Origin of the sequence: Gordonia prachuapensis (genome assembly GCF_036350515.1) — a bacterium.
Taxonomy (GTDB): Bacteria; Actinomycetota; Actinomycetes; order Mycobacteriales; family Mycobacteriaceae; genus Gordonia; species Gordonia prachuapensis.
Window position 1 is genome coordinate 242425 of sequence record NZ_JAZDUE010000001.1, and the last position, 20625, is coordinate 263049.

Below are 20625 nucleotides of genomic sequence, written 5' to 3' on the forward strand. Positions count from 1 at the left end.
CGAGATGACCACGGTGGCGGACTCCGCACTTCAGGCAGACAGTCGCAACGGGATCGACTTCAAGGTGGCCGACCTGTCACTCGCGGATTTCGGCCGCAAAGAGATCGAACTGGCCGAGCACGAGATGCCGGGGCTGATGTCACTGCGACACGAGTACGCGGATGTGCTGCCCCTCAAGGGCGCTCGGATCTCGGGATCGCTGCACATGACCGTCCAGACCGCGGTGCTGATCGAGACGCTCGTGTCCCTCGGTGCCGAGGTGCGGTGGGCGTCGTGCAACATCTTCTCCACCCAGGACCATGCCGCTGCGGCCATCGTCGTGGGCCCTCACGGCACTCCCGACGAGCCGAAGGGCGTGCCCGTCTTCGCCTGGAAGGGTGAGACTCTCGCCGAGTACTGGTGGGCGGCCGAGCAGATGCTGACGTGGCCCGATCAGCCGGCGAACATGATCCTCGACGACGGTGGTGACGCCACCATGCTCGTGCTGCGGGGCGCCGAGTTCGAGAAGGCAGGGGTGGTCCCGCCCGCGGAGGACGACCACCCGGCCGAGTACAAGGTTTTCCTGGAACTGCTGCGGTCACGGTTCGAGACCGACAAGACCAAGTGGACCACGATCGCCGACTCCGTCCAGGGTGTCACCGAGGAGACCACCACCGGCGTCCTGCGCCTGTACCAGTTCGCCGCCGCAGGCGAACTGAGCTTCCCCGCGATCAACGTCAACGACTCCGTCACCAAGAGCAAGTTCGACAACAAGTACGGCACCCGCCATTCGCTGATCGACGGCATCAACCGCGGCACCGATGTGCTCATCGGCGGCAAGAAGGTGCTCATCTGCGGCTACGGCGACGTCGGCAAGGGCTGCGCGGAATCCCTTGCGGGACAAGGTGCCCGAGTCCAGGTCACCGAGATCGACCCGATCAATGCCCTGCAGGCGCTGATGGACGGCTACGACGTGGTCACCGTCGAGCAGGCCATCGGCAACGCGGACATCGTCATCACCTCGACCGGCAACCTGGGCATCATCACGCTCGCCCACATGCAGCAGATGAAGAATCAGGCCATCCTCGGCAACATCGGTCACTTCGACAACGAGATCGACATGGCCGGGCTGGAGAACTCCGGCGCCAAGCGCATCACCGTCAAGCCGCAGGTCGATCAGTGGATCTTCGAGAGCGGCAAGTCGATCATCGTCCTGTCCGAAGGACGCCTGCTCAACCTGGGCAACGCCACCGGCCATCCGTCGTTCGTGATGAGCAACAGCTTCTCCAACCAGGTGATCGCGCAGATCGAGCTGTGGACCAAGAACGACGAGTACGACAACGAGGTCTACCGGCTGCCCAAGCACCTCGACGAGAAGGTGGCGCGCATCCACGTCGAGGCCCTCGGCGGCACCATGACCAAGCTGACCAAGGAACAGGCCGAGTACATCAACGTCGACGTCGAGGGCCCCTACAAGCCCGAGCACTACCGCTACTGACGTAACCGCCGCCGCCAGGTCACCTCACGACGTGCCGAGCACGGAGGTCGAGTGGGCGCTGTTTTCCGTCGAGTGTGCGCGGCCCAGCAGCCGTCGCAAGAATGCCACCATTCTTCCGCGCACACTCGACGGAAAACAGCGCCCACTCGACACGAAAGGCCGTGCTGGGCACGTTTGGGAGTTTCTACGTCCCGATGTCCAACTCGGTCCCCGGGCAGACGTACCAGGTGCCGTCCTCTCGGGCGAAACTCTCCTCGTTCTGCTTCGGTGACGAGCGCTGGTTGCCCAACTCGAGATGGGTCGTGACCGTCGACGCCGCCGAGTCGCCGGTGACGGTGATCTCGGTGAGCTCCTCCAGGACGACGTAGCCGGTGATGTCCAGCGGTGTGGTCACCTGCGGACGCATCGCACTGCACACCGATGACTGGATACGGGTGACGTTGCGCGAGTTCACCGCGTCGACAAAGGCCTGCATCGCGGTGCGGATCCCGCTCTCGTCGGCCGTGCTCGCGGTGGCGCCGCCCTCGGGCGGCCCGGGCGTCCGGACCAGCTCGTCCCCGGCGACGGAATCCGCCGACGACCCTGCGCCGTCGTCGGCGACGGTGAGGAACACTGCCGACGCGATGACCGCGACGATGGTGATCAGGCCGAGCACGGTTCCCACGATCATCCCGGTGCGCCGCGGTGGTCGCGGCGGCGGATAGGGCGGTCCGTATCCGACCGCGGGCGGCCAACCCGGAGGCTGGCCCTGCGCGTAGGGGTGGCTCTGCGTGTAGGGCTGGGCGGGGCCGCCGTGCATCGGGGGACCGCCGGGATGGAGAGGTGGATGCCCGCCCTGACCGGGCCCGGGGCCGAAGGGCGGCTGACCCCCTGGCGGTTGCTGATGGGTCACGCGGCCTCCTTCCGTCGGGGGGCTTGAACTTTCAGGCTATCGAAGTGCCGATTGCCGGTCACGGACGGTCATTCGTCCAGCAGACGTACCGCCAGCTCGGCGACGTCCTCGTCCGCGGTCGATTGCCACGGCGACATCCAATTCGCTTCCGCCAGTTCGCGATACACCGAATCCACACGCAGCTGGAGGTCGGTGTTCCGCTCGTAGAGGTCCCGACGGCGGGTCGAGTCGATCGACTCGCGGTGGGCGGCCCGCTCCATGGCAACCTGTGGAGCCACGCCGAGGAGGACGTGATGGTCGGGCACTGGGAGGCCGAATCGACGGAACTCGATGTCGCGCACCCAGGACACCATCTCCCCGTCGGCGCCCTGCCCGAGTCGTGCGGCGTTGTAGGCGGCGTTGGAGGCGACGTACCGGTCGAGCACCACGATGTCGTGATCGGCGACGGCACCGCGGATCTCGTCGGCGGCGCCCGCCCGATCCAGCGCGAACATCAGCGCCATCGCGTACACGCTGTCACTGAGGTCCCCGTGCTCGCCGTGCAGGGCCTCGGCCGCCAGGTCGGCGGTCACCGATTCCCCGTACCGCGGAAAGGTCAAGGTCCACACCCGCAGTCCGTCCTGGCGCCATCGATCGACGAGTCCGGTGACGAGGGTGTTCTTGCCGGCGCCGTCGAGTCCCTCGACGGCAATGAGTTGACCCACGTGCGCGATGGTAACGGCACCGGACCCCCTCGCCGGGCGAGGCGACACGGTGGGTCGCGCGACCCGGTACGGCGCGTCATCTCCGCAGTCGGGTCACGATAGTGTCACCATTGAGAGTATGAAGCCTCGCATCCTCGTCGTCGATGACGACGCCGCACTCGCCGAGATGCTCACCATCGTGCTGCGGGGCGAGGGTTTCGAACCGTTTGTGGTGGGCGACGGGACGCAGGCCTTGACCGCCGTTCGCGAGATCCGCCCCGATCTGGTGTTGCTCGATCTGATGCTGCCGGGAATGAATGGCATCGACGTGTGTCGCGTGCTGCGGGCCGACTCGGGTGTGCCGATCGTGATGCTCACGGCCAAGTCGGACACCGTCGACGTCGTCCTCGGCCTGGAGTCGGGCGCCGACGACTACATGGTCAAGCCGTTCAAGCCGAAGGAACTCGTGGCCCGGGTACGGGCTCGGCTGCGCCGCACCGACGAGGAGCCGGCCGAACTGCTGTCGATCGGGCCCGTCGAGATCGACGTCCCCGCCCACAAGGTCACCCGGGACGGCGTGCCCATCTCGCTCACGCCGCTGGAGTTCGACCTGCTCGTGGCGCTCGCACGGAAACCGCGGCAGGTCTTCACGCGCGATGTGCTGCTCGAACAGGTGTGGGGTTACCGCCATCCGGCGGACACTAGACTTGTGAACGTGCATGTCCAGCGTCTGCGAGCCAAGGTGGAGACCGATCCGGAGAACCCTGAGGTCGTGCTGACGGTGAGGGGGGTCGGCTACAAGGCCGGCCCACCGTGATCGGCCGACCCCGCCGCCGCGTCAACAGCACCTTCGGACGCATCACCCGCGTCGCGAGCAGTATCGGCCGCGCCTTCGGCAAGGTCTGGCGTCGATCCCTGCAGCTTCGGGTCGTGGTGTCGACGTTGGTGCTGTCGTTCGTGGTGATCCTGATCCTCGTGTTCGTGCTGATCAGCCAGATCACCGACCGGCTCCTCGATGTGCAACTCGCCGCCGCTACCGAGGAAGTCGAACGGGCCCGGGTCGCCGTCGAACGCGATCTGACCAGCAGCGACGGCAACATGTCGGTGCAGAACCGCCTTCGGCAGACGCGCTCGCTGCTCACCGACCGGGATGTGGACACCAGTGAGAGCTCGGGCACGATCGGCACCTTTGACACCGTGCTCGTGGTCCGGGGGACCGGGGAGGACGGCAGCGACAGCGGCGTCGGACCGATCTCGGAGATCCCGGAGAACCTGCGCGACATGGTCGAGGGCGGACAGGTCGCCTACCAGTACACGTCGATTCCCAACACGTCCGGAGGCTCCGAACCGGCGTTGGTCGTCGGCACCCCCACCAACGCGTCGGTCCCCGGTCTCGAGCTCTACCTCGTGTTCCCGTTGACCAGCGAGCAGAACACCATCGATCTGGTCCGCGGCACCCTCGTCACCGGCGGTGTGGTCCTGCTGGGGTTGCTCGCCGCCATCGCGTGGCTCGTCTCCCGGCAGGTGGTGCTGCCGGTGCGGTCGGCCTCGCGGATCGCCGTCCGGTTCGCCGACGGCCGGCTCAAGGAACGCATGCCGGTGCGGGGCGAGGACGACATGGCGCGACTGGCCATGTCCTTCAACGACATGGCCGAGAGTCTGTCCAAGCAGATCACCCATCTCGAGGAGTTCGGCGGCCTGCAGCGGCAGTTCACCTCCGATGTCAGTCACGAGCTGCGGACGCCACTGACCACGGTGCGGATGGCGAGCGACGTGCTCTACGAGGGGCGCGACGAACTCGACCCGGTCCGCAAGCGGTCGGTGGAACTACTCGACAAGGAACTCGACCGGTTCGAGACGCTGCTCAACGAATTGCTCGAGATCTCCCGCCACGACGCCGGTATGGCCGAACTCGCCGCCGAACGGATGGACATGGCGATCCCGATCGACGGTGCACTGGCGACCGTCAGTCACCTCGCCGAGGAAACCGGTACCGAACTGGTCCTCGACCTGCCGACCGAACCGGTGATCGCCGAGATCGACCCCCGCCGGGTCGAGCGCATCCTGCGTAACCTGCTCGCGAACGCCATCGACCACGGCGAGCGCAACCCCGTCGTCCTGACGATGCGATCCGACGGTGATGCGGTGGCGATCACGGTGCGCGACAACGGAATCGGGCTTCGTCCCGGGGAGGAGAAGCTCGTCTTCAACCGATTCTGGCGATCGGACCCGTCGCGGTTCCGCCGTTCGGGGGGTACCGGTCTCGGACTCGCGATCAGCATCGAGGATGCCCGACTCCACCAGGGGCGGTTGGAGGCATGGGGCGAACCCGGCAAGGGTGCGTGCTTCCGATTGACCCTGCCGTTGCTGCGGGGTCACAAGATCCTCGGCAGTCCGCTGCCGTTGAAGGCGGTCGGCGGGCCGGTGCGGTCCACGCCCACGCGTGCCGCGGCGCCCAGGCCGGAGGCCCGGCCGGACGAGGCCGCCGACTCGGCCGGTGCGCAGTCGAATGTCCCGGAGAACAGCGGTGGAGGTGGCAGTGTCTCCGGCTGAGTCCGTGTCACGGCCGTCCGTGTCACCGTCGCTCGGGTCCCGGTCACCCGGGACGCGCCCCGGGGGAGCGACCGGGATCGTCGTCTCGATGCTGCTCGCGATGCTCTGTGTCCTCAGTGCGTGTGGGTCCATCCCGACGAGTTCGTCTCCCCAGCCGATCACCGCGTTCGAGCGTCAGGGCCCGACGAACGAAGTCCCGGAACCGCAGGCGGACATGGATCCGGAGTCGCTCGTCCGCTCGTTCCTCCAGGCCACCGCCGACCCCGACTCGGGGCACGAGGCCGCACGCAAGTTCCTCACCACCGCGGCGTCCGAGCAGTGGGACGACCGCGGGGACATGCTGATCGTCGACGAGATCAACATCTTCGTCGACCAGCGCAGCGAAGACGCCGTGCGACTGCGCCTCATCGGCGACAACGTCGGCACCTTGACGACCGCCGGGGAGCTGCTACCCGCCACGGGGCGGGTGGAGACGAGTCTGTCGCTGACCCGCGCCGGGGACCAGTGGCGCATCGACGGGCCGTTGCCGAACGGCACCATGATCGATCGCAACCAGTTCGACGCCGCCTACCGCGCCGCGACGCTGTACTTCACCGACCGCAGCCTCGAACGTCTGGTCGCCGATCCGCGGTGGTTCTACTCGGGCACGGGTTCCGACCCGACCGCACTGCTCACCCGGTTGATCGCGGGGCCCGCATCCGAACTCAACGGTGCCGTGGACAGTGGCTTCCCCAACGGGGCGGCCCTGCGTGGACCGGTCACATCGCTGTCCGACGGCGGGGTGCGGGTGGAGTTGACCGGCATCGGATCCAGTTCCACCCGCGACCGAACGGCGCTGGCCGCCCAGATCATCTGGACGCTGGACGCGGCCGACATCGGCGGCCCGTATGTGATCAATGCCGACGGGGGGCCGCTCATCCCTGAACGCGCGCCCGGGTGGCAGACAGCCGACGTGCAGTCGTTCGACCCCACGGCGGTGCCGGCCACCGACGTCGGTCTCAACATCATCCGACTGGGTGCGATGCTCAAGGTGACCGATTCGGGAACGGTCCCCGTGGACGGGCCGCTGGGGACCAGTACGGCGGTGCGGTCGGCGGTGATCTCCGCGGACGGGCAGCGTACGGCCTCGGTGCGCGCCCGCGGCGGTGGCGGACCGCGGCTGGAACTGGGGATCGGGCCGTACGGCGGCACCCCCTCGGTGGTCACCTCGGGCGACTCGATCACCCGACCGTCGTTCGGCCAGGACGCCGACACCGTGTGGGCCGTCGTGGACGGTCAGCCGGTCCAGTGGGTACGCGACGAATCCGGCGACAGCGAGCGCCTCGCGCCGGTGGACGCCGAGGCGATCGCCACGGTGGCCCGCGGGCCGATCACCGAACTGCAGGTGGCGCCCGACGGTGTCCGCGTGGCGCTGATCGTCGGCGGGCAGGTGGTGTTCGCGGTCGTGGCCACCAATGCGGAAGGTGCTGTGTCACTGGCGAACCCGCGGATCGCCGCCTACAACATCGGGAGCCGGGCACTGTCGTTGGACTGGGCGTCGCCGACGACGGTGATGGTCGCCCGGGACGCGCTCGAGTCGCCCGTCGTGCAGCTGTCGATCAACGGCACGCCCGCCGTCGGCCTGCTGTCGGGCAACCTGTCGCCGCCGGTGCGAGCCGTCGTCGCCGACCAGTCGACGGTGTACGTGGGGGACACCCGCGGGGTGCTGCGACTCGGGAGCTCGAACGGCCAGCCCGATCAGTATTGGACCGAGGTCGAGCCGGCGATGGCGCCCGATGTCATCCCCGTGTTGCCCTGACGCGCCCCCGCCCCCGACATCAGGCTGCCGCGATGACGACCACCGTGCTCACGTGCAGGTCATGCGCGGCCAGCACCCGGCACGATTGGGCTGCGGTCGCGCCCGTGGTCAGGATGTCGTCGACGAGCACCACCGGGCCGGCGATGGTGCACAGACGGGGCACGAACCGCCGTCGCACGTGGACGGCATCGGAGAGATTGGCGACGCGCGCGCGGGCGTCGAGACCGGCCGAATCCCGCGCCCGGCCCGAAGTGACCAGGGCGTCGGCGACGGCCACGCGCCGACCGAGTCGGCCGGCCGCCGCCCGGGCGATCGCGGCCACCGGGTCACCGCCGCGGCGACGCGCCGCCGATACGCGGGTCGGTGCGGGCACCAGGGTCAGCGTGTCGCCGTCCGGAATCTCGCCCCATTGCGCCAGGGTCACGATCCCCCGGGCCAGTGCGTTGCCGAGCGGGCCGATCAGGTCACGGCGGCCGTGTTCTTTCATGGCGATCAGGGTCGACCGGTACGTTCCGCGGTAGCGCCCGAGCGCCCATGCGGGGACGCCGATCTCCACTCGCGGTTCGAGCCGCACCGGGCTGTCGGTCAGTGTCCTCGCGCACTCGTCACACCAGTCGGTGCCGGGTTCTCCGCAGCCACCGCATTGTGTCGGGACCATCAGATCTGCCCCGGACCGGAGGATCTCGGCGGCGTGGGCGGCCGGCCCGGTTCGGCGCGCACGGGGCACACCGACAGGATGCCGCCCCGGCGGCCCCCGTCGACGTGGTCGGACCCGTCGTCGCGCGATCTGTGGATCGCCGGCCCGGATGTGCACAGTGCGAGACGACGCGGTTGCGCGGAAACGTGGCCAGTAGGCGAACTTCGGGCTACGGTCGTAGGCACAACAGGTAGCCGCCGCTTTTCGCGAGGAGGTGAGGCCCCTGCCCCTGAGTGTCAGCCGTCGGCTGGCATGGATTCGATTCCCTACCGATGACGAAGGTGTCAGCGCGACAAGAGGTCTGGTGTTGCCGCGCCCGGATGCGATCGTTCGCACGAGTCAGGTCGCAGCAGGTGCAGCGGGGTCAACGGATCTCCCGCCCACTCCCATCAGCGGCAGCATGCCGCCTCTACCGATGGATCGGGACACGTCGCGCCGTGGCGCCGGAGTCGCGCGCCGGGAACCATCACAAGGAGGTAGTTGTATATGTCAACAGTCATCCACCGCAAAGGCCACCGCGAGTCGAAGGTCGGTGATCGCGCCCCCGAACCGACTCGTGAGAGCAAGAAGAACTCCTCGTCCCCCGACGAGGCCTTCGATCCCAGCTTCGCCTTCGTCCGACCTGCCGGCACCGTCGCCGCCGACGAACCCGCCGAACCCAATGCCAAGGTCGACATCAGTGGACGCAACGTCGAGATCCCCGATCACTACCGCATCTACGTCGGCGACAAGCTCGCCCGGCTGGAGCGTTTCGACCCTTCCATCTTCCGTTTCGACGTCGAACTGAACCACGAACGCAACCGCAGGCAATCCAAGGTCTGTCAACAGGTCGAGATCACCGCCGTCGGGAAGGGCCCCAAGGCCCGGGCCCAGGCATGTGGCGAGAACTTCTATGCAGCTCTGGAGGCCGCGCTGGACAAGCTGGAATCGCGGCTGCGTCGCGTCAAGGACCGGCGACGGGTGTCCTACGGCAACCGCCGCCCGATCTCGGTCGCCGAGGCCACCGAGATCGGGGCCCCGCCGTTGCGGGACGGCCAGCTCACCGCCCAGCCCGATGCGGAGGGCGACGACCCCGATCAGACCTGGGACGACGGGGTCGAACTGCACGAACCCGGGCAGGTCGTGCGTGTCAAGGAGCACGAGGCCGTGCCGATGTCGGTGGACGACGCCCTCTACGAGATGGAACTCGTCGGTCACGACTTCTTCCTGTTCCATGACAAGGAGAGCGACAAACCGTCGGTGGTCTACCGGCGTCACGCGTTCGACTATGGGTTGATCAGGCTCGCGTGACACCGATCAGGTTGCACTAAGGCGGCCTGAGTACCATGGAATCCGGTCTGTACTGTGCTGCAGGCCGGATTTCGTGTGTTGTCGACATGAGTGAGGGACTCGATCCACGGTGCTGAACAAGCTGCTGCGCGTCGGTGAAGGCCGGATGGTCAAACGACTCGATGCGATCGCGTCGCACGTCGAGGCACTCTCCGACGAGGTCGAGGCTCTGACCGACGAGGAACTGCGGGCCAAGACCGACGAGTTCAAGGAGCGCATCGAAGACGGTGCGTCGCTCGACGAACTCCTCCCCGAAGCGTTCGCCGTGGCGCGTGAGGCCGCGTGGCGTGTGCTGGAGCAGAAGCACTTCCACGTCCAGATCATGGGCGGCGCGGCACTGCACTACGGCAACATCGCCGAGATGAAGACAGGTGAGGGCAAGACCCTCACCTGCGTGCTGCCCGCCTACCTCAATGCGCTTTCCGGTGACGGCGTGCACGTGGTCACCGTCAACGACTACCTCGCCAAGCGCGACGCCGAGTGGATGGGCCGGGTGCACCGGTTCCTCGGCCTCGACACCGCGGTCATCCTGACCGGGATGAGCTCCGCGCAGCGACGCGAGGCGTACGCCGCCGACATCACCTACGGCACCAACAACGAGTTCGGCTTCGACTATCTGCGTGACAACATGGCGCACTCGCTGCCGGAGCTGGTCCAGCGTGGGCACAATTACGCCATCGTGGACGAGGTCGACTCGATCCTGATCGACGAGGCCCGCACACCGCTGATCATCTCCGGCCCGGCCGAGGGGTCGAGCAAGTGGTACACGGAGTTCGCCCGGATCGCGCCGCTCCTCGAGAAGGATGTGCACTACGAGGTCGACATCAAGAAAAAGACCGTCGGCGTCCACGAGGCCGGGGTCGAGTTCGTCGAGGATCAGCTCGGTATCGACAACCTGTACGAGGCAGCCAACTCGCCGCTGGTCAGCTACCTGAACAACGCCATCAAGGTCAAAGAGCTCTTCCACCGCGACAAGGACTACATCGTCCGCAACGGTGACGTCGTGATCGTCGACGAGTTCACCGGCCGTGTGCTCGACGGCCGTCGCTTCAACGAAGGTCTGCACCAGGCCATCGAGGCCAAGGAGCGGGTGGAGATCAAGGCCGAGAACCAGACGCTCGCCACGATCACCCTGCAGAACTACTTCCGTCTGTACGACAAACTGGCCGGGATGACCGGTACCGCGGAAACCGAGGCCGCGGAGTTCGACCAGATCTACAAGCTCGGTGTGCTGCCCATCCCGACGAACAAGCCGATGGTCCGCAAGGACCAGGTCGACCTCATCTACAAGACCGAAGAGGCGAAGTTCGACGCCGTCGTCGACGACATCACCGAACGCCACGAAAAGGGGCAGCCGGTGTTGATCGGTACCACCAGCGTGGAGCGCTCGGAGTACCTGTCCCGGCAGTTGGCCAAGCGGAACGTTCCGCACAGCGTGCTCAACGCGAAGTTCCACGAGCAGGAAGCCCAGATCATCGCCGAGGCGGGCCGCACCGGCGCCGTCACGGTGGCCACCAACATGGCCGGTCGTGGTACCGACGTCGTGCTCGGCGGCAACCCGGACATCATCGCCGACACCCGGCTGCGCAAGGCCGGACTCGACCCGGTCAACACCCCCGACGAGTACGAGGCCGCGTGGCCCGAGGCGATCGAGGTCGCCCGCGCAGCGGCGGCCGAGGAGGCCGAAGCGGTCAAGGAGGCCGGCGGTCTCTACGTTCTGGGCACCGAGCGCCACGAGTCACGCCGCATCGACAACCAGCTGCGCGGTCGCTCCGGTCGTCAGGGCGATCCCGGCGAGTCGCGCTTCTACCTGTCGCTCGGCGACGAGCTCATGCGCCGCTTCAACGGTGCGGCGCTCGAGTCGATCATGAACCGTGTCAACCTGCCCGACGACGTGCCGATCGAGGCCAAGATGGTCACCAAGGCCATCCGCAGCGCCCAGACGCAGGTCGAGCAGCAGAACTTCGAGGTCCGCAAGAACGTCCTCAAGTACGACGAGGTCATGAACGAGCAGCGCAAGGTCATCTACAGCGAGCGCCGCCGCATCCTCGAGGGCGAGGATCCCGGCGAGCAGGTGCAGACCATGATCGACGACGTCGTCGGTGCCTACGTCGAGGGCGCCACCGCCGAGGGGTACGCGGAGGACTGGGATCTCGACGAACTCTGGTCGGCGGTGCGGACACTGTATCCGATCGACCTGGACCCGAAAGAGGTCGTCGGCGAGAACGAGTACGGCGAGCGCGACGACATCAGCGCCGAGGATCTGCACGACATCCTCGTGGGCGACGCCCGCAGCGCGTACGAGGCGCGCGAGAAGGACATCGAGGCGATCGCCGGCGAGGGTGCGATGCGCCAGCTCGAGCGCACCATCCTGCTGACCGTGCTGGACCGCAAGTGGCAGGACCACCTCTACGAGATGGACTACCTGCGCGAGGGCATCCATCTGCGGTCGATGGCGCAGCGCGATCCTGTCGTGGAGTACCAGCGCGAGGGCTTCGACATGTTCAACGGCATGCTCGACGGCCTCAAGGAGGAGGCGCTCGGCCTGCTCTACAACGTTCAGGTCCAGACCGAGCAGGCCCCCGCACGGGTCCCGGCGCCCGGGGCGCAGGCGACCCTCTCCTCGCCCGATGTCGCCGACTTCGCCGCCGCGAACGGCAACGCTTCGCCAGACGGGCAGACTCCCGCGCAGGAGACTCCCGAGCAGCAGGCGCCGCCGGCACTCCGCGCGGTCGGTGTCGAGGAGCGCGACGTGCCGATGACGTTCTCCGGGCCGTCCGAAGGCGGCGGAACCGAGATCCATTCGGAGGAAGAGGAACTCGACGATCCTGCACTGGTGTCGGCGACGCGGCGCGAACGCCGGGCCGCGGCTCGACAGAGCGCCAAGGGCGGCACGCGGCAGAAGCCGCCGAAGTCGAAGAAGCGGCGTCGCTGACCGGACGTCCCCAGGTCCGAGAATTCTCGGGGTCGAGCGGAACCGGTCGTCGAGCTGGTGCGTCCGATACTCATGGAGACCCCTCGAGTCCTGATCCGGCCCGCCGCGCCCTACGAACCGCCACCGCATCCGGTCGACCACAGCGGTGACATCGTCGCCCTGCCCGCGGCCGCCGATCCCGCCGCCACACCGGCCGCCGGAACCCGGCAGCGGGGTGCGCCGCCGACAGTCGCGGTGTCGAGGGCGGGCATCGACGCGAGGCGGTTCGCGATCCGTGCGATCACCCTGGTGCTCGAGGTCGTCGATCGCCGTCGCAGCCTGGCTCAGCTCGACCCGGTCGCGCCCGTCCCACTCATCGACAGCGTGGAAGCGCTGGTCCGCGCATGTTCTACGGGCGCCGCCGGACCAGGCGCAGGCGGGGGCGAGACGGCAGGGCTGCGGCGGTTGCACGTACAGATGCTCGGCCCCGGAGCCGCGGAGGTCTTCGGGAGCTACCGGCGCGGGCAACGCGTGCGTGCCTTCGCGGGACGGATCGAACAGATGCCCCGCCGGGTGCGTCCGGCGCCGGGGACGCCGCGGCCCGGACTCACCCGCACCGTCGAGTATCGCTGGCAACTCGTCGCCTTCACGCTGGTCTGACGATGTGGCGGGCGCGTGGCCGGCAGACCTGATCGGTGCCCGCTTCGGCGTCGGGCGCCGGAGTGCAACCTGGCATCGTCCCAGAGCTACCGGCCCGCGGCCACTAGGATCGCAACCGTGGTGAACCGTCTGTCCCCGCGCGAAGCGATGTTCTACTTCCTCGACGAGTCCGGGACCACGACACACCTGGGGGCGTTGCTCATCGTCGACCCCTCAGAACCCGACGAGCCGCCCGCGCCGGACGTCGACCGGACCTCGACCTCCGACTCGCCGTCGGCCGTACGCGGCCCACGGGCCCTCGACTACCCGGGCCTGGTCGCGCTGGTCGAGAATCGCCTCCAGACGATTCCCCGATACCGTCAGGTCGTTCAGGAGGTGACCCTGGGCCTCGCCCGACCGGTGTGGGTCGACGACCCCGACTTCGACATCAACTTCCACATCCGTCGCTCCGGGTTGCCGCGTCCAGGTGACACCGCGCAGCTGCAGGACCTCATCGCCCGCGTGATGTCGCGTCCGCTCGACCGGACCCGCCCACTGTGGGAGATGTACCTGATCGAGGGGTTGCCGGACGGCCGGCAGGCGATCCTCACCAAGACCCACCGCTGTCTGGTCGACGACGACGCCGCCCTCGAGATCAGCGAGGCGATCTGCGACGAGCAGACATCCGTCGAGCGACTCACCGAGGATCTGTGGATGCCGGGGTCGCCGCCGAGCGGCGTCTCGCTGGCGTTGGGTGCGGTGGCCGAGGCGATCTCGCGGCCGGGTGATCTGGTCGATTCGCTGGTGCACGGCAACTCGATCGTCGCCGAGATGCGCTCGACCACCGAGGACGTGGTGCGTCGGGTCGGCAGCATCGTGCAGCAGCTCACCGACTCGGCCCCGGCGAGCCCGCTCAACAGCTCGACGACCTCGACCCGGATCTTCGCGGTCGCGTCGGTGCCGCGCCGCGGGTGCGCGAAGATCGCCGACCGCTACGACTGCACCGTCAACGACGTCGAGCTGGCGATCATCTCCGGCGTGATGCGCCGATGGATGCTGTCCTTCGACGAGTCGGTCCACGTGGCCGACACGGTCCGCGTCGTCCTGCCGTTGTCGGCGCGCGATCCGTCGGTGGAACGGCGGGTCGACACCGACGGTCGTTGGATCGCCGTCGGCAAACCCAGCTTCGTCACCGATCTCCCGGTGGGCGAGGACAATCCGGCGGTCCGGCTCGCCCAGGTCGCGGGGCTGGCCAATCGGTACGCGCAGTCCTCTCGTCGGTTGTCGCTCGGCCCACAGCCGATCCTGCCCGAGTTGGGGGTGGTGCCGTTCCCGGAGCTCAGCTCGCGGGCGTTCCGTAGCCTCAACAGCCGCGCCTACAACGTCCCGGTCGGGATGGGGACCTCGCCCGTCGCGAACCGGTTCGTGGACGGTTGTCCCGTCACCGCGATGTATGCGATCCCGACTCTGATGGCGCAGCGCGCGCTGGCCATCAGCATCACCGACTACCACGACAACCTGCAGTTCGCGTTCCTCGCCGACCGCGGGGTCATGAACGACCTACCCGCCATGACCGAGTACGTGACCGAGGCATACGACGAACTCGTGGCCACCAAGTGACCCGGGGGCGTGCACTAGGGTTGGGCTGTTTGTCGATGCAGGTCGATCGGTGAGGGGAAGAGTGCGATGAGGGTGTATCTGCCGGCAACACTGGCAATGCTGATGCAGCTCAACGAGGTCGGCGAGTTCCGGGCGATCGGTGGAACCGGTTTCGCGCTCACCCCGACACTGCGGGAGGCATTCGTCTCCGGCGACGACGAAGAACTGGCCGAGGTCGCGATGCGGGAGGCCGCGCGCGCCTCCCTTCGCCTACTGGCCGGCGAGGCGCCGGAGTCCGGCGACACCGACGCGGACGCGGATCTCGCCGACGACGAGCGGTCCACCAAGCCGGGGGACACGCCACGGTTGCCGCCACGTCGAGTGGTGGTCGCCGCCGACGTCGCCGATGTGACGCTGCACCCCGAACTCGACGACGCCGTGATCAAGATCCACGGTCCGGTGCCGCTGCGTGACATCGCATCGGTGCACGTCGACGTCGCCGAGGCGGAGGACAAGGTTCGCGCCGCCGTCGTGGTGGTCGACGCCGCAGATCTCGGCGATCAGGACGCCGAGCTCGCCGTCGGCGACGTCGAGGATTTCGACCTCGCCTGGTATGCGACCCAGGAGCTCCCGTTCCTGCTCGAACTCCTCTGACGGGGCTTTGCACCGTCACCACGGTCGCGTAACCTACGGGACCGTAGGTTGATGGTCGGCGATGCCGTTCGAGGTGACCCGTGGTCACGGTGAGGTGGTGCTGGAGTGGGGTGGCTCGAGCGGTTCGAGGAGCCGGTGGCCGGGATCGCGACCCGCAGCCGGGGTTCACGATGGGCGCGTGCGGCGGTCGCCCGGATCACGACCCCGTTGCTGCCGGATGACTACCTTCACCTGGCGAATCCGCTGTGGTCGGCGAGGGAACTGCGCGGAAAAGTCGTGTCGGTGACGGCCGAAACCGAGGACTCGGCCACCATCCGCATCCGTCCCGGATGGGGATTCTCCTTCGACTACGCCGCCGGGCAGTACGTCGGCATCGGCGTGCTCATGCAGGGCCGCTGGACGTGGCGGTCGTATTCGCTGACGTCGGTGCCGGTTTCGGCTGTCGACAGCGGACAGGACCGGACCATCTCGATCACCGTCAAGGCCATGCCGGAGGGATTTCTGTCCTCGCATCTGGTCACCGGACTGGAGCCGGGCACGGTGGTTCGACTCGCGGCGCCGCGCGGCGAATTCGTCCTTCCCGAGCCGCTACCGGCCAAGATCTTGTTCGCCACCGCGGGCAGCGGCATCACGCCGATCATCGCGATGCTGCGGACGATCCGGCACCGTGGGCAGCACACCGACATCCGGGTGGTGCATTCCGTGCCGTCGGCGGCCGATCTGTTGTTCGCCGAGGAACTGGGCTCGATGGCCGATGACGGGCTCATCGACCTGCACGTCCAGACCACGCGTTCCGACGGTCAGCTCACCCCGCAGCGACTGGAGAACCTGGTGCCCGATTGGCGTCTCCGCGAGACGTGGGCATGTGGTCCGGCGGGCTTTCTCGACTCCCTACAGGCCATGTTCACCGAGTCGGGTGTCGGCGACTCGCTGCACATCGAGCGTTTCGCGCTCGAGCGGGGCGCCGTCGGGGCACGAGGCGGCACCGTGTCGTTCCAGCGGTCGGGGCAGTCAACAGAGGTCGACGGCGCGACGACCCTGCTGGAGGCCGGCGAGTCGGCCGGCGTGCTGATGCCGTTCGGCTGCCGGATGGGGATCTGCCAGAGCTGCGTCGTCATGTTGGAGCAGGGCTGCGTCCGCGACCTCCGGTCGGGCGTCGAGCACGTCGAGGGCGAGCGAATCCAGACCTGCATCAGCGTCGCGGCCGGGGACTGCACGCTCGGCGTGTGATCCGCCGCACCACGGCTGCGCTGTTCCGTTCGCGTGTGGGCACGATCGCGTTAGGCTCGGATCCAACGGCCGGTAGTCGACCACGGAGGTGATCCGCGTGCGCGCTGAATTGCCCGAAACACTGGAGATTCCTGTTCTGTCCGACGGGGTCGTGACGTTGCGGGCCCACACACCCGCCGATGTGGAACGTGTCGTGGAGTACGCCACCGACCCGCTGACGATGCGCTGGGCCAAGATGCCCTCGCCGTACGGCCGCAACGATGCCGAGCGGTACATCACCGGTGCCCACGCCGGGTGGGTGACCGGCGAGTCGATGACCTGGGCGATCGAGCGTGACGATCGTTTCGTCGGCAGCGTCGAACTCAAAGGGTCCGGTCGTGCGGTCGAGATCGGCTTCGTCCTGCACCCGGACGCGCGCGGTGCGGGAACCGCGCGCCGTGCCATCGTCCTCGCGATCGAGTACGCGGTCGAACACCGCAACGTCGAGGTGGTGCGGTGGGAGGCCGAGGAGGGCAACCTGGTCAGCCTGCGCACCGCCCACGCGGCCGGCTTCACCCTGCTGGCCAAGATGCCCGACTGGCTGGAGATGAACAGCAAGGTCGTCGACGCCTGGTGTGCGAAATGGCGCGCGGGTGACGACTTCGAGCCCAAATCCTCCTGGCGCGCAACCACATTCGAAACCGAGCGGTTCCGCCTGCGTCCGCTCGCGGAGGGCGACGACGAACGCATCCGGGAAACCCTCGACGACCCGATCTCGCGCAAATATCTGTTCGGGCGGCCGGATCCGCTGACCGTCGAACACGCAGCGGCCGAACGCACCCGCAAATGGTGGACCGCGGCCCGAGGGGAGACCTGTACCTGGGCGGTGGCGGACAAGGAGACCGACGAGTACCTCGGTGACATCTCGATCTTCGAGATCGACCCCGTCGTCGGCGCGGAGATCGGTTTCTACACCCATCCGGAAGCGCGCGGACGTGGTGTCCTCGGTGAGACGTTCCCGGCCGCGGTCCGGCATTGCTTCGAGACTCTCGACATCCGTCGCCTGACGATGTTCGCCGCCGACTCCAACGAGGGCAGCAAGGCCCTGGCCCGGCGCGCGGGGATGCACGAGTTCGGGACCCAGCCTCTGGCGGCCAGCTCGGGCGGTGTGCTCGAGGACCTGGTCGGATACGAGCTGCTCCGTGAGGACGCCTGACCGGATCTCGCGCCGGCCCCGCAGTGGGCTCGATCACATTCATGAGCCCGGAACATCGAATGCTGGACATCGCCGCCCCCGACAACCTACGCTTGCGTAGGTTACGGAATGGTAGGTAGGCGCGCCGATCAGCGCCCGACCTCACCGTCGCACCAGCCGACTGACACCCGGGAGGACTGTATGGCGATCACCGACATCCCCGAGTACGCGCACCTGACCGATGCCGACCTCGAGGCACTCGGCGCGGAGCTCGACGCGATCCGCGCCGACATCGAGGCCGACCGCGGCGAGCGGGACGCGCGCTACATCCGCAACACGATCCGATTCCAGCGCGGCATGGAACTCGCCGGGCGCACGTTGATCGCCGGCTCGACCAAGCGGTCGCTGTGGTGGGCCGGTGCCGGCGCCCTCGGCGTGGCGAAGATCGTGGAGAACATGGAGCTCGGCCACAATGTGATGCACGGACAGTGGGATTGGATGAACGATCCCGAGGTGCACTCGACCACCTGGGAGTGGGACAACACCGACCCGTCGGCGCACTGGAAGCACACCCACAACTACATCCATCACAAGTACACGAACGTGCTCGGCATGGACGACGACGTGGGCTACGGCCTGCTGCGGGTGACCCGCGACCAACGGTGGCGGCCGTTCTACCTCGGCAATCTCGCCTACAACACGGTGCTCGCCCTCCTCTTCGAATGGGGCGTCGCTGTCCAGCATCTGGAGCTGGGGAAAAAGCGCCGCACCCCGGAGGCCAAGGAGCAGTTCCGCCGCGATCTCGCCGACGTCGGCAAGAAGGTCGGCAAGCAGGTCGCCAAGGACTACGTCATCCACCCGGCGCTGGTCAGTGCCGTCGCCGGCCGTCGCGTCGGATACGGCCGCTCGTTCGGCAAGGCCGCCACCGCCAACCTGATGGCCAACGTGATCCGCAACCTCTGGACCAATGCGGTGATCTTCTGCGGTCATTTCCCGGACGGCGCGGAGAAGTTCACCAAGCAGGACGTCGACAGCGAGACCCAGCCGGAGTGGTATCTGCGCCAGATGCTGGGCAGTGCGAACTTCCGCGCGGGCCCGGTGATGGGCTTCATGAGCGGCAACCTGTCCTACCAGATCGAGCACCACATCTTCCCGGACCTGCCCAGCAATCGGCTGCCGGAGATCTCGGTGCGGGTGCAGGCACTGTGCGAGAAGTACGACCTGCCCTACACCACCGGCTCGTTGCCGGTGCAGTACGCGAAGGCGTGGCGCACGATCGCCAAGCTGTCGTTGCCGAACAAATACCTGAAGGCGACGGCCGACGACGCGCCGGAGACAGCTTCCGAGCGGCGGTTCAAGGCGGAGCTCGTCGACGGAGCGCGGCTGCAGGGCACCCTCGACCCGGCCACCGGGCGTCGCAGCGGTCTGCGCACGGCCATCGCCGGACTGGGTAAGCGTGCTCGCCGTGGAGCTCGGGCTGCGTCCGGATCGGCGACGACGAGCGCGCCGCAGCGGCGGGCCGCCTGAGACAACCCGCCCGACCGCGTGGGGCCACGGCTGCAGGCCGTGGCCGCCCACGGGCATAATGAACCGCAATGGCCATCACCGACATCAACGAGTACGCCCATCTGACCGATGCAGATGTCGAGGCGCTCGGCGCGGAACTCGACGCACTTCGACGTGAGGTCGAAGCCGATCGGGGGCTCCGCGACGTCCGGTACCTCCGACGCACGATCGTCGCGCACCGCGCGCTCGAGGTCGTCGGCCGACTGGCACTCCTGGGTAGTCACAAACGGGGGCTGTGGTGGCTCGGCACCGGCTCGCTGGCCGCCTCGAAGATCATCGAGAACATGGAGCTCGGCCACAATGTGATGCACGGCCAATGGGATTGGATGAATGATCCCGAGGTGCACTCCACCACCTGGGAGTGGGACATGGTGTGCGCGTCGCCGCATTGGAAGCACTCGCACAACTACATCCATCACAAGTTCACGAATGTTGTCGGCATGGACGACGACGTGGGCTACAAGATCCTCCGGGTGACCCGCGACGAACCGTGGGAACCGCGGCGAGCCCTCCAGCCGCTGTTCAACGTTCTGCTCGCGCTCACCTTCGAATGGGGCATCGGGCTGCACGACCTCGCGCTGAAAGACGTCGCCCAGGGCAAGAAGTCCAAGGAAGAGGCGATCCCGCAGATCAAGGAGTTCGGCCGGAAGGTCGGTCGACAGGTGGCCAAGGACTATGTCCTGTTCCCGGCGTTGACCGGGCCGAACTACCGGCACACGCTGACCGCGAACCTGACGGCCAATGTCATCCGCAACCTGTGGGCGTATGTGGTCATCTTCTGCGGCCACTTCCCTGATGGTGCAGAGAAATTCACCACCGACTCGTTGACCGACGAGACGCCGGGGCAGTGGTACCTGCGTCAGATGCTCGGCACCGCGAACTTCAACGCCGGGCCGGCGATGGCGTTCATGAGCGGCAACCTCTGCTATCAGATCGAGCACCACCTGTATCCGGATCTGCCGAGCAACCGCTACGCCGAGATCGCCGAGCGCGTGCGCGCACTCTGCGACAAGTACGACCTGCCGTACACCACCGGATCACTGTTCGTGCAGTACATGAAGACGCTGCGCACCATCAACAAGCTGGCGCTGCCGGACCGGTTCCTGCGTGACACCGCCGATGACGCACCGGAGACGGCGTCGGAACGGCGCTTCGCCGGGATGCCGCGCACCGCAGGCGGTCTCAGATCGGCGATCGCCGAGTTGCGGCGGAAGAAGTTGTCGCATAGGTGATCTCGATACGCCACCTCGCCTAGCGGCTCGGTGGCTACTCGATCAGCGGAAAAGGGAACCCACCCAACGCTGGTCGAGTAGCCACGTGCGAGCGCAGCGAGCCCGAGGCGTATCGAGACCCACCGCTGGCCGAGTAGCAGGACCCACCACCGCTGGTCGAGTAGCCGACGAACGGAGTGAGGAGGCGT

16 protein-coding genes are annotated in these 20625 nt (G+C 67.6%); 13 read left to right on the forward strand and 3 right to left on the reverse strand.

The window, feature by feature from the left end:
• The first annotated feature begins 4 nt into the window (after positions 1–4).
• A complete protein-coding gene (gene ahcY / locus V1Y59_RS01020; protein WP_330502966.1) occupies positions 5–1477 on the forward strand; it encodes an adenosylhomocysteinase in 1473 nt (490 codons plus the stop codon).
• Between the two features lie 184 nt (positions 1478–1661).
• On the opposite strand, the gene V1Y59_RS01025 is transcribed toward ahcY, so the two are convergent.
• Both V1Y59_RS01025 and V1Y59_RS01030 read right to left on the reverse strand, forming a co-directional pair.
• Positions 1662–2369, reverse strand: coding sequence for an Rv0361 family membrane protein (locus V1Y59_RS01025; RefSeq protein ID WP_330502967.1), 708 nt, complete (start codon positions 2367–2369; stop codon positions 1662–1664).
• A 68-nt stretch (positions 2370–2437) separates the two neighbouring features.
• On the reverse strand, positions 2438–3073 hold the full coding sequence (locus V1Y59_RS01030; protein WP_330502968.1) for a dTMP kinase: 636 nt from the start codon (positions 3071–3073) through the stop codon (positions 2438–2440).
• 118 nt (positions 3074–3191) lie between these two features.
• Here V1Y59_RS01030 and mtrA point away from each other — a divergent pair, with 118 nt between their 5' ends.
• The 3 genes from mtrA to lpqB all read left to right on the forward strand — a co-directional run bounded on the left by mtrA (position 3192) and on the right by lpqB (position 7403).
• A complete protein-coding gene (mtrA, locus tag V1Y59_RS01035) occupies positions 3192–3869 on the forward strand; it encodes an MtrAB system response regulator MtrA (protein ID WP_004023513.1) in 678 nt (225 codons plus the stop codon).
• Positions 3866–5605, forward strand: a complete 1740-nt coding sequence (mtrB, locus tag V1Y59_RS01040) for an MtrAB system histidine kinase MtrB (RefSeq protein WP_330502969.1) — start codon at positions 3866–3868, stop codon at positions 5603–5605. The genes mtrA and mtrB overlap by 4 nt, the downstream gene beginning before the upstream one ends.
• A gap of 88 nt (positions 5606–5693) precedes the next feature.
• Positions 5694–7403 (forward strand): MtrAB system accessory lipoprotein LpqB, encoded by a 1710-nt coding sequence (lpqB, locus tag V1Y59_RS01045; protein ID WP_330502970.1) that lies wholly within the window; start codon positions 5694–5696, stop codon positions 7401–7403.
• 19 nt (positions 7404–7422) lie between these two features.
• On the opposite strand, the gene V1Y59_RS01050 is transcribed toward lpqB, so the two are convergent.
• Positions 7423–8061, reverse strand: a complete 639-nt coding sequence (locus tag V1Y59_RS01050; RefSeq protein WP_330503228.1) for a ComF family protein — start codon at positions 8059–8061, stop codon at positions 7423–7425.
• A gap of 525 nt (positions 8062–8586) precedes the next feature.
• On the opposite strand from V1Y59_RS01050, the gene hpf reads away from it, so the two are divergent.
• The 9 genes from hpf (at position 8587) to V1Y59_RS01095 (ending at position 20437) form a co-directional block, all read left to right on the forward strand.
• Complete coding sequence (hpf, locus tag V1Y59_RS01055; protein ID WP_330502971.1) at positions 8587–9390, forward strand: ribosome hibernation-promoting factor, HPF/YfiA family; 804 nt, start codon at positions 8587–8589, stop codon at positions 9388–9390.
• A 109-nt stretch (positions 9391–9499) separates the two neighbouring features.
• On the forward strand, positions 9500–12364 hold the full coding sequence (secA, locus tag V1Y59_RS01060; protein WP_330502972.1) for a preprotein translocase subunit SecA: 2865 nt from the start codon (positions 9500–9502) through the stop codon (positions 12362–12364).
• A 72-nt stretch (positions 12365–12436) separates the two neighbouring features.
• On the forward strand, positions 12437–13003 hold the full coding sequence (locus V1Y59_RS01065) for an Rv3235 family protein (protein WP_330502973.1): 567 nt from the start codon (positions 12437–12439) through the stop codon (positions 13001–13003).
• Positions 13004–13120: 117 nt separating this feature from the next.
• Positions 13121–14602, forward strand: a complete 1482-nt coding sequence (locus tag V1Y59_RS01070; protein ID WP_330502974.1) for a wax ester/triacylglycerol synthase domain-containing protein — start codon at positions 13121–13123, stop codon at positions 14600–14602.
• 66 nt (positions 14603–14668) lie between these two features.
• Complete coding sequence (locus V1Y59_RS01075; protein WP_330502975.1) at positions 14669–15235, forward strand: DUF6912 family protein; 567 nt, start codon at positions 14669–14671, stop codon at positions 15233–15235.
• Between the two features lie 105 nt (positions 15236–15340).
• On the forward strand, positions 15341–16465 hold the full coding sequence (locus tag V1Y59_RS01080; protein ID WP_330502976.1) for a ferredoxin reductase: 1125 nt from the start codon (positions 15341–15343) through the stop codon (positions 16463–16465).
• 97 nt (positions 16466–16562) lie between these two features.
• Positions 16563–17660 carry a GNAT family N-acetyltransferase gene (locus tag V1Y59_RS01085; protein ID WP_330502977.1) on the forward strand — a complete coding sequence of 366 codons (1098 nt, stop codon included), beginning with the start codon at positions 16563–16565 and terminating at the stop codon, positions 17658–17660.
• A 180-nt stretch (positions 17661–17840) separates the two neighbouring features.
• Entirely contained in the window at positions 17841–19166 is a 1326-nt protein-coding gene (locus tag V1Y59_RS01090; protein ID WP_330502978.1) for a fatty acid desaturase family protein, read from the forward strand.
• Positions 19167–19234: 68 nt separating this feature from the next.
• On the forward strand, positions 19235–20437 hold the full coding sequence (locus V1Y59_RS01095) for a fatty acid desaturase family protein (RefSeq protein ID WP_330502979.1): 1203 nt from the start codon (positions 19235–19237) through the stop codon (positions 20435–20437).
• The last annotated feature ends 188 nt before the right edge of the window (positions 20438–20625 follow it).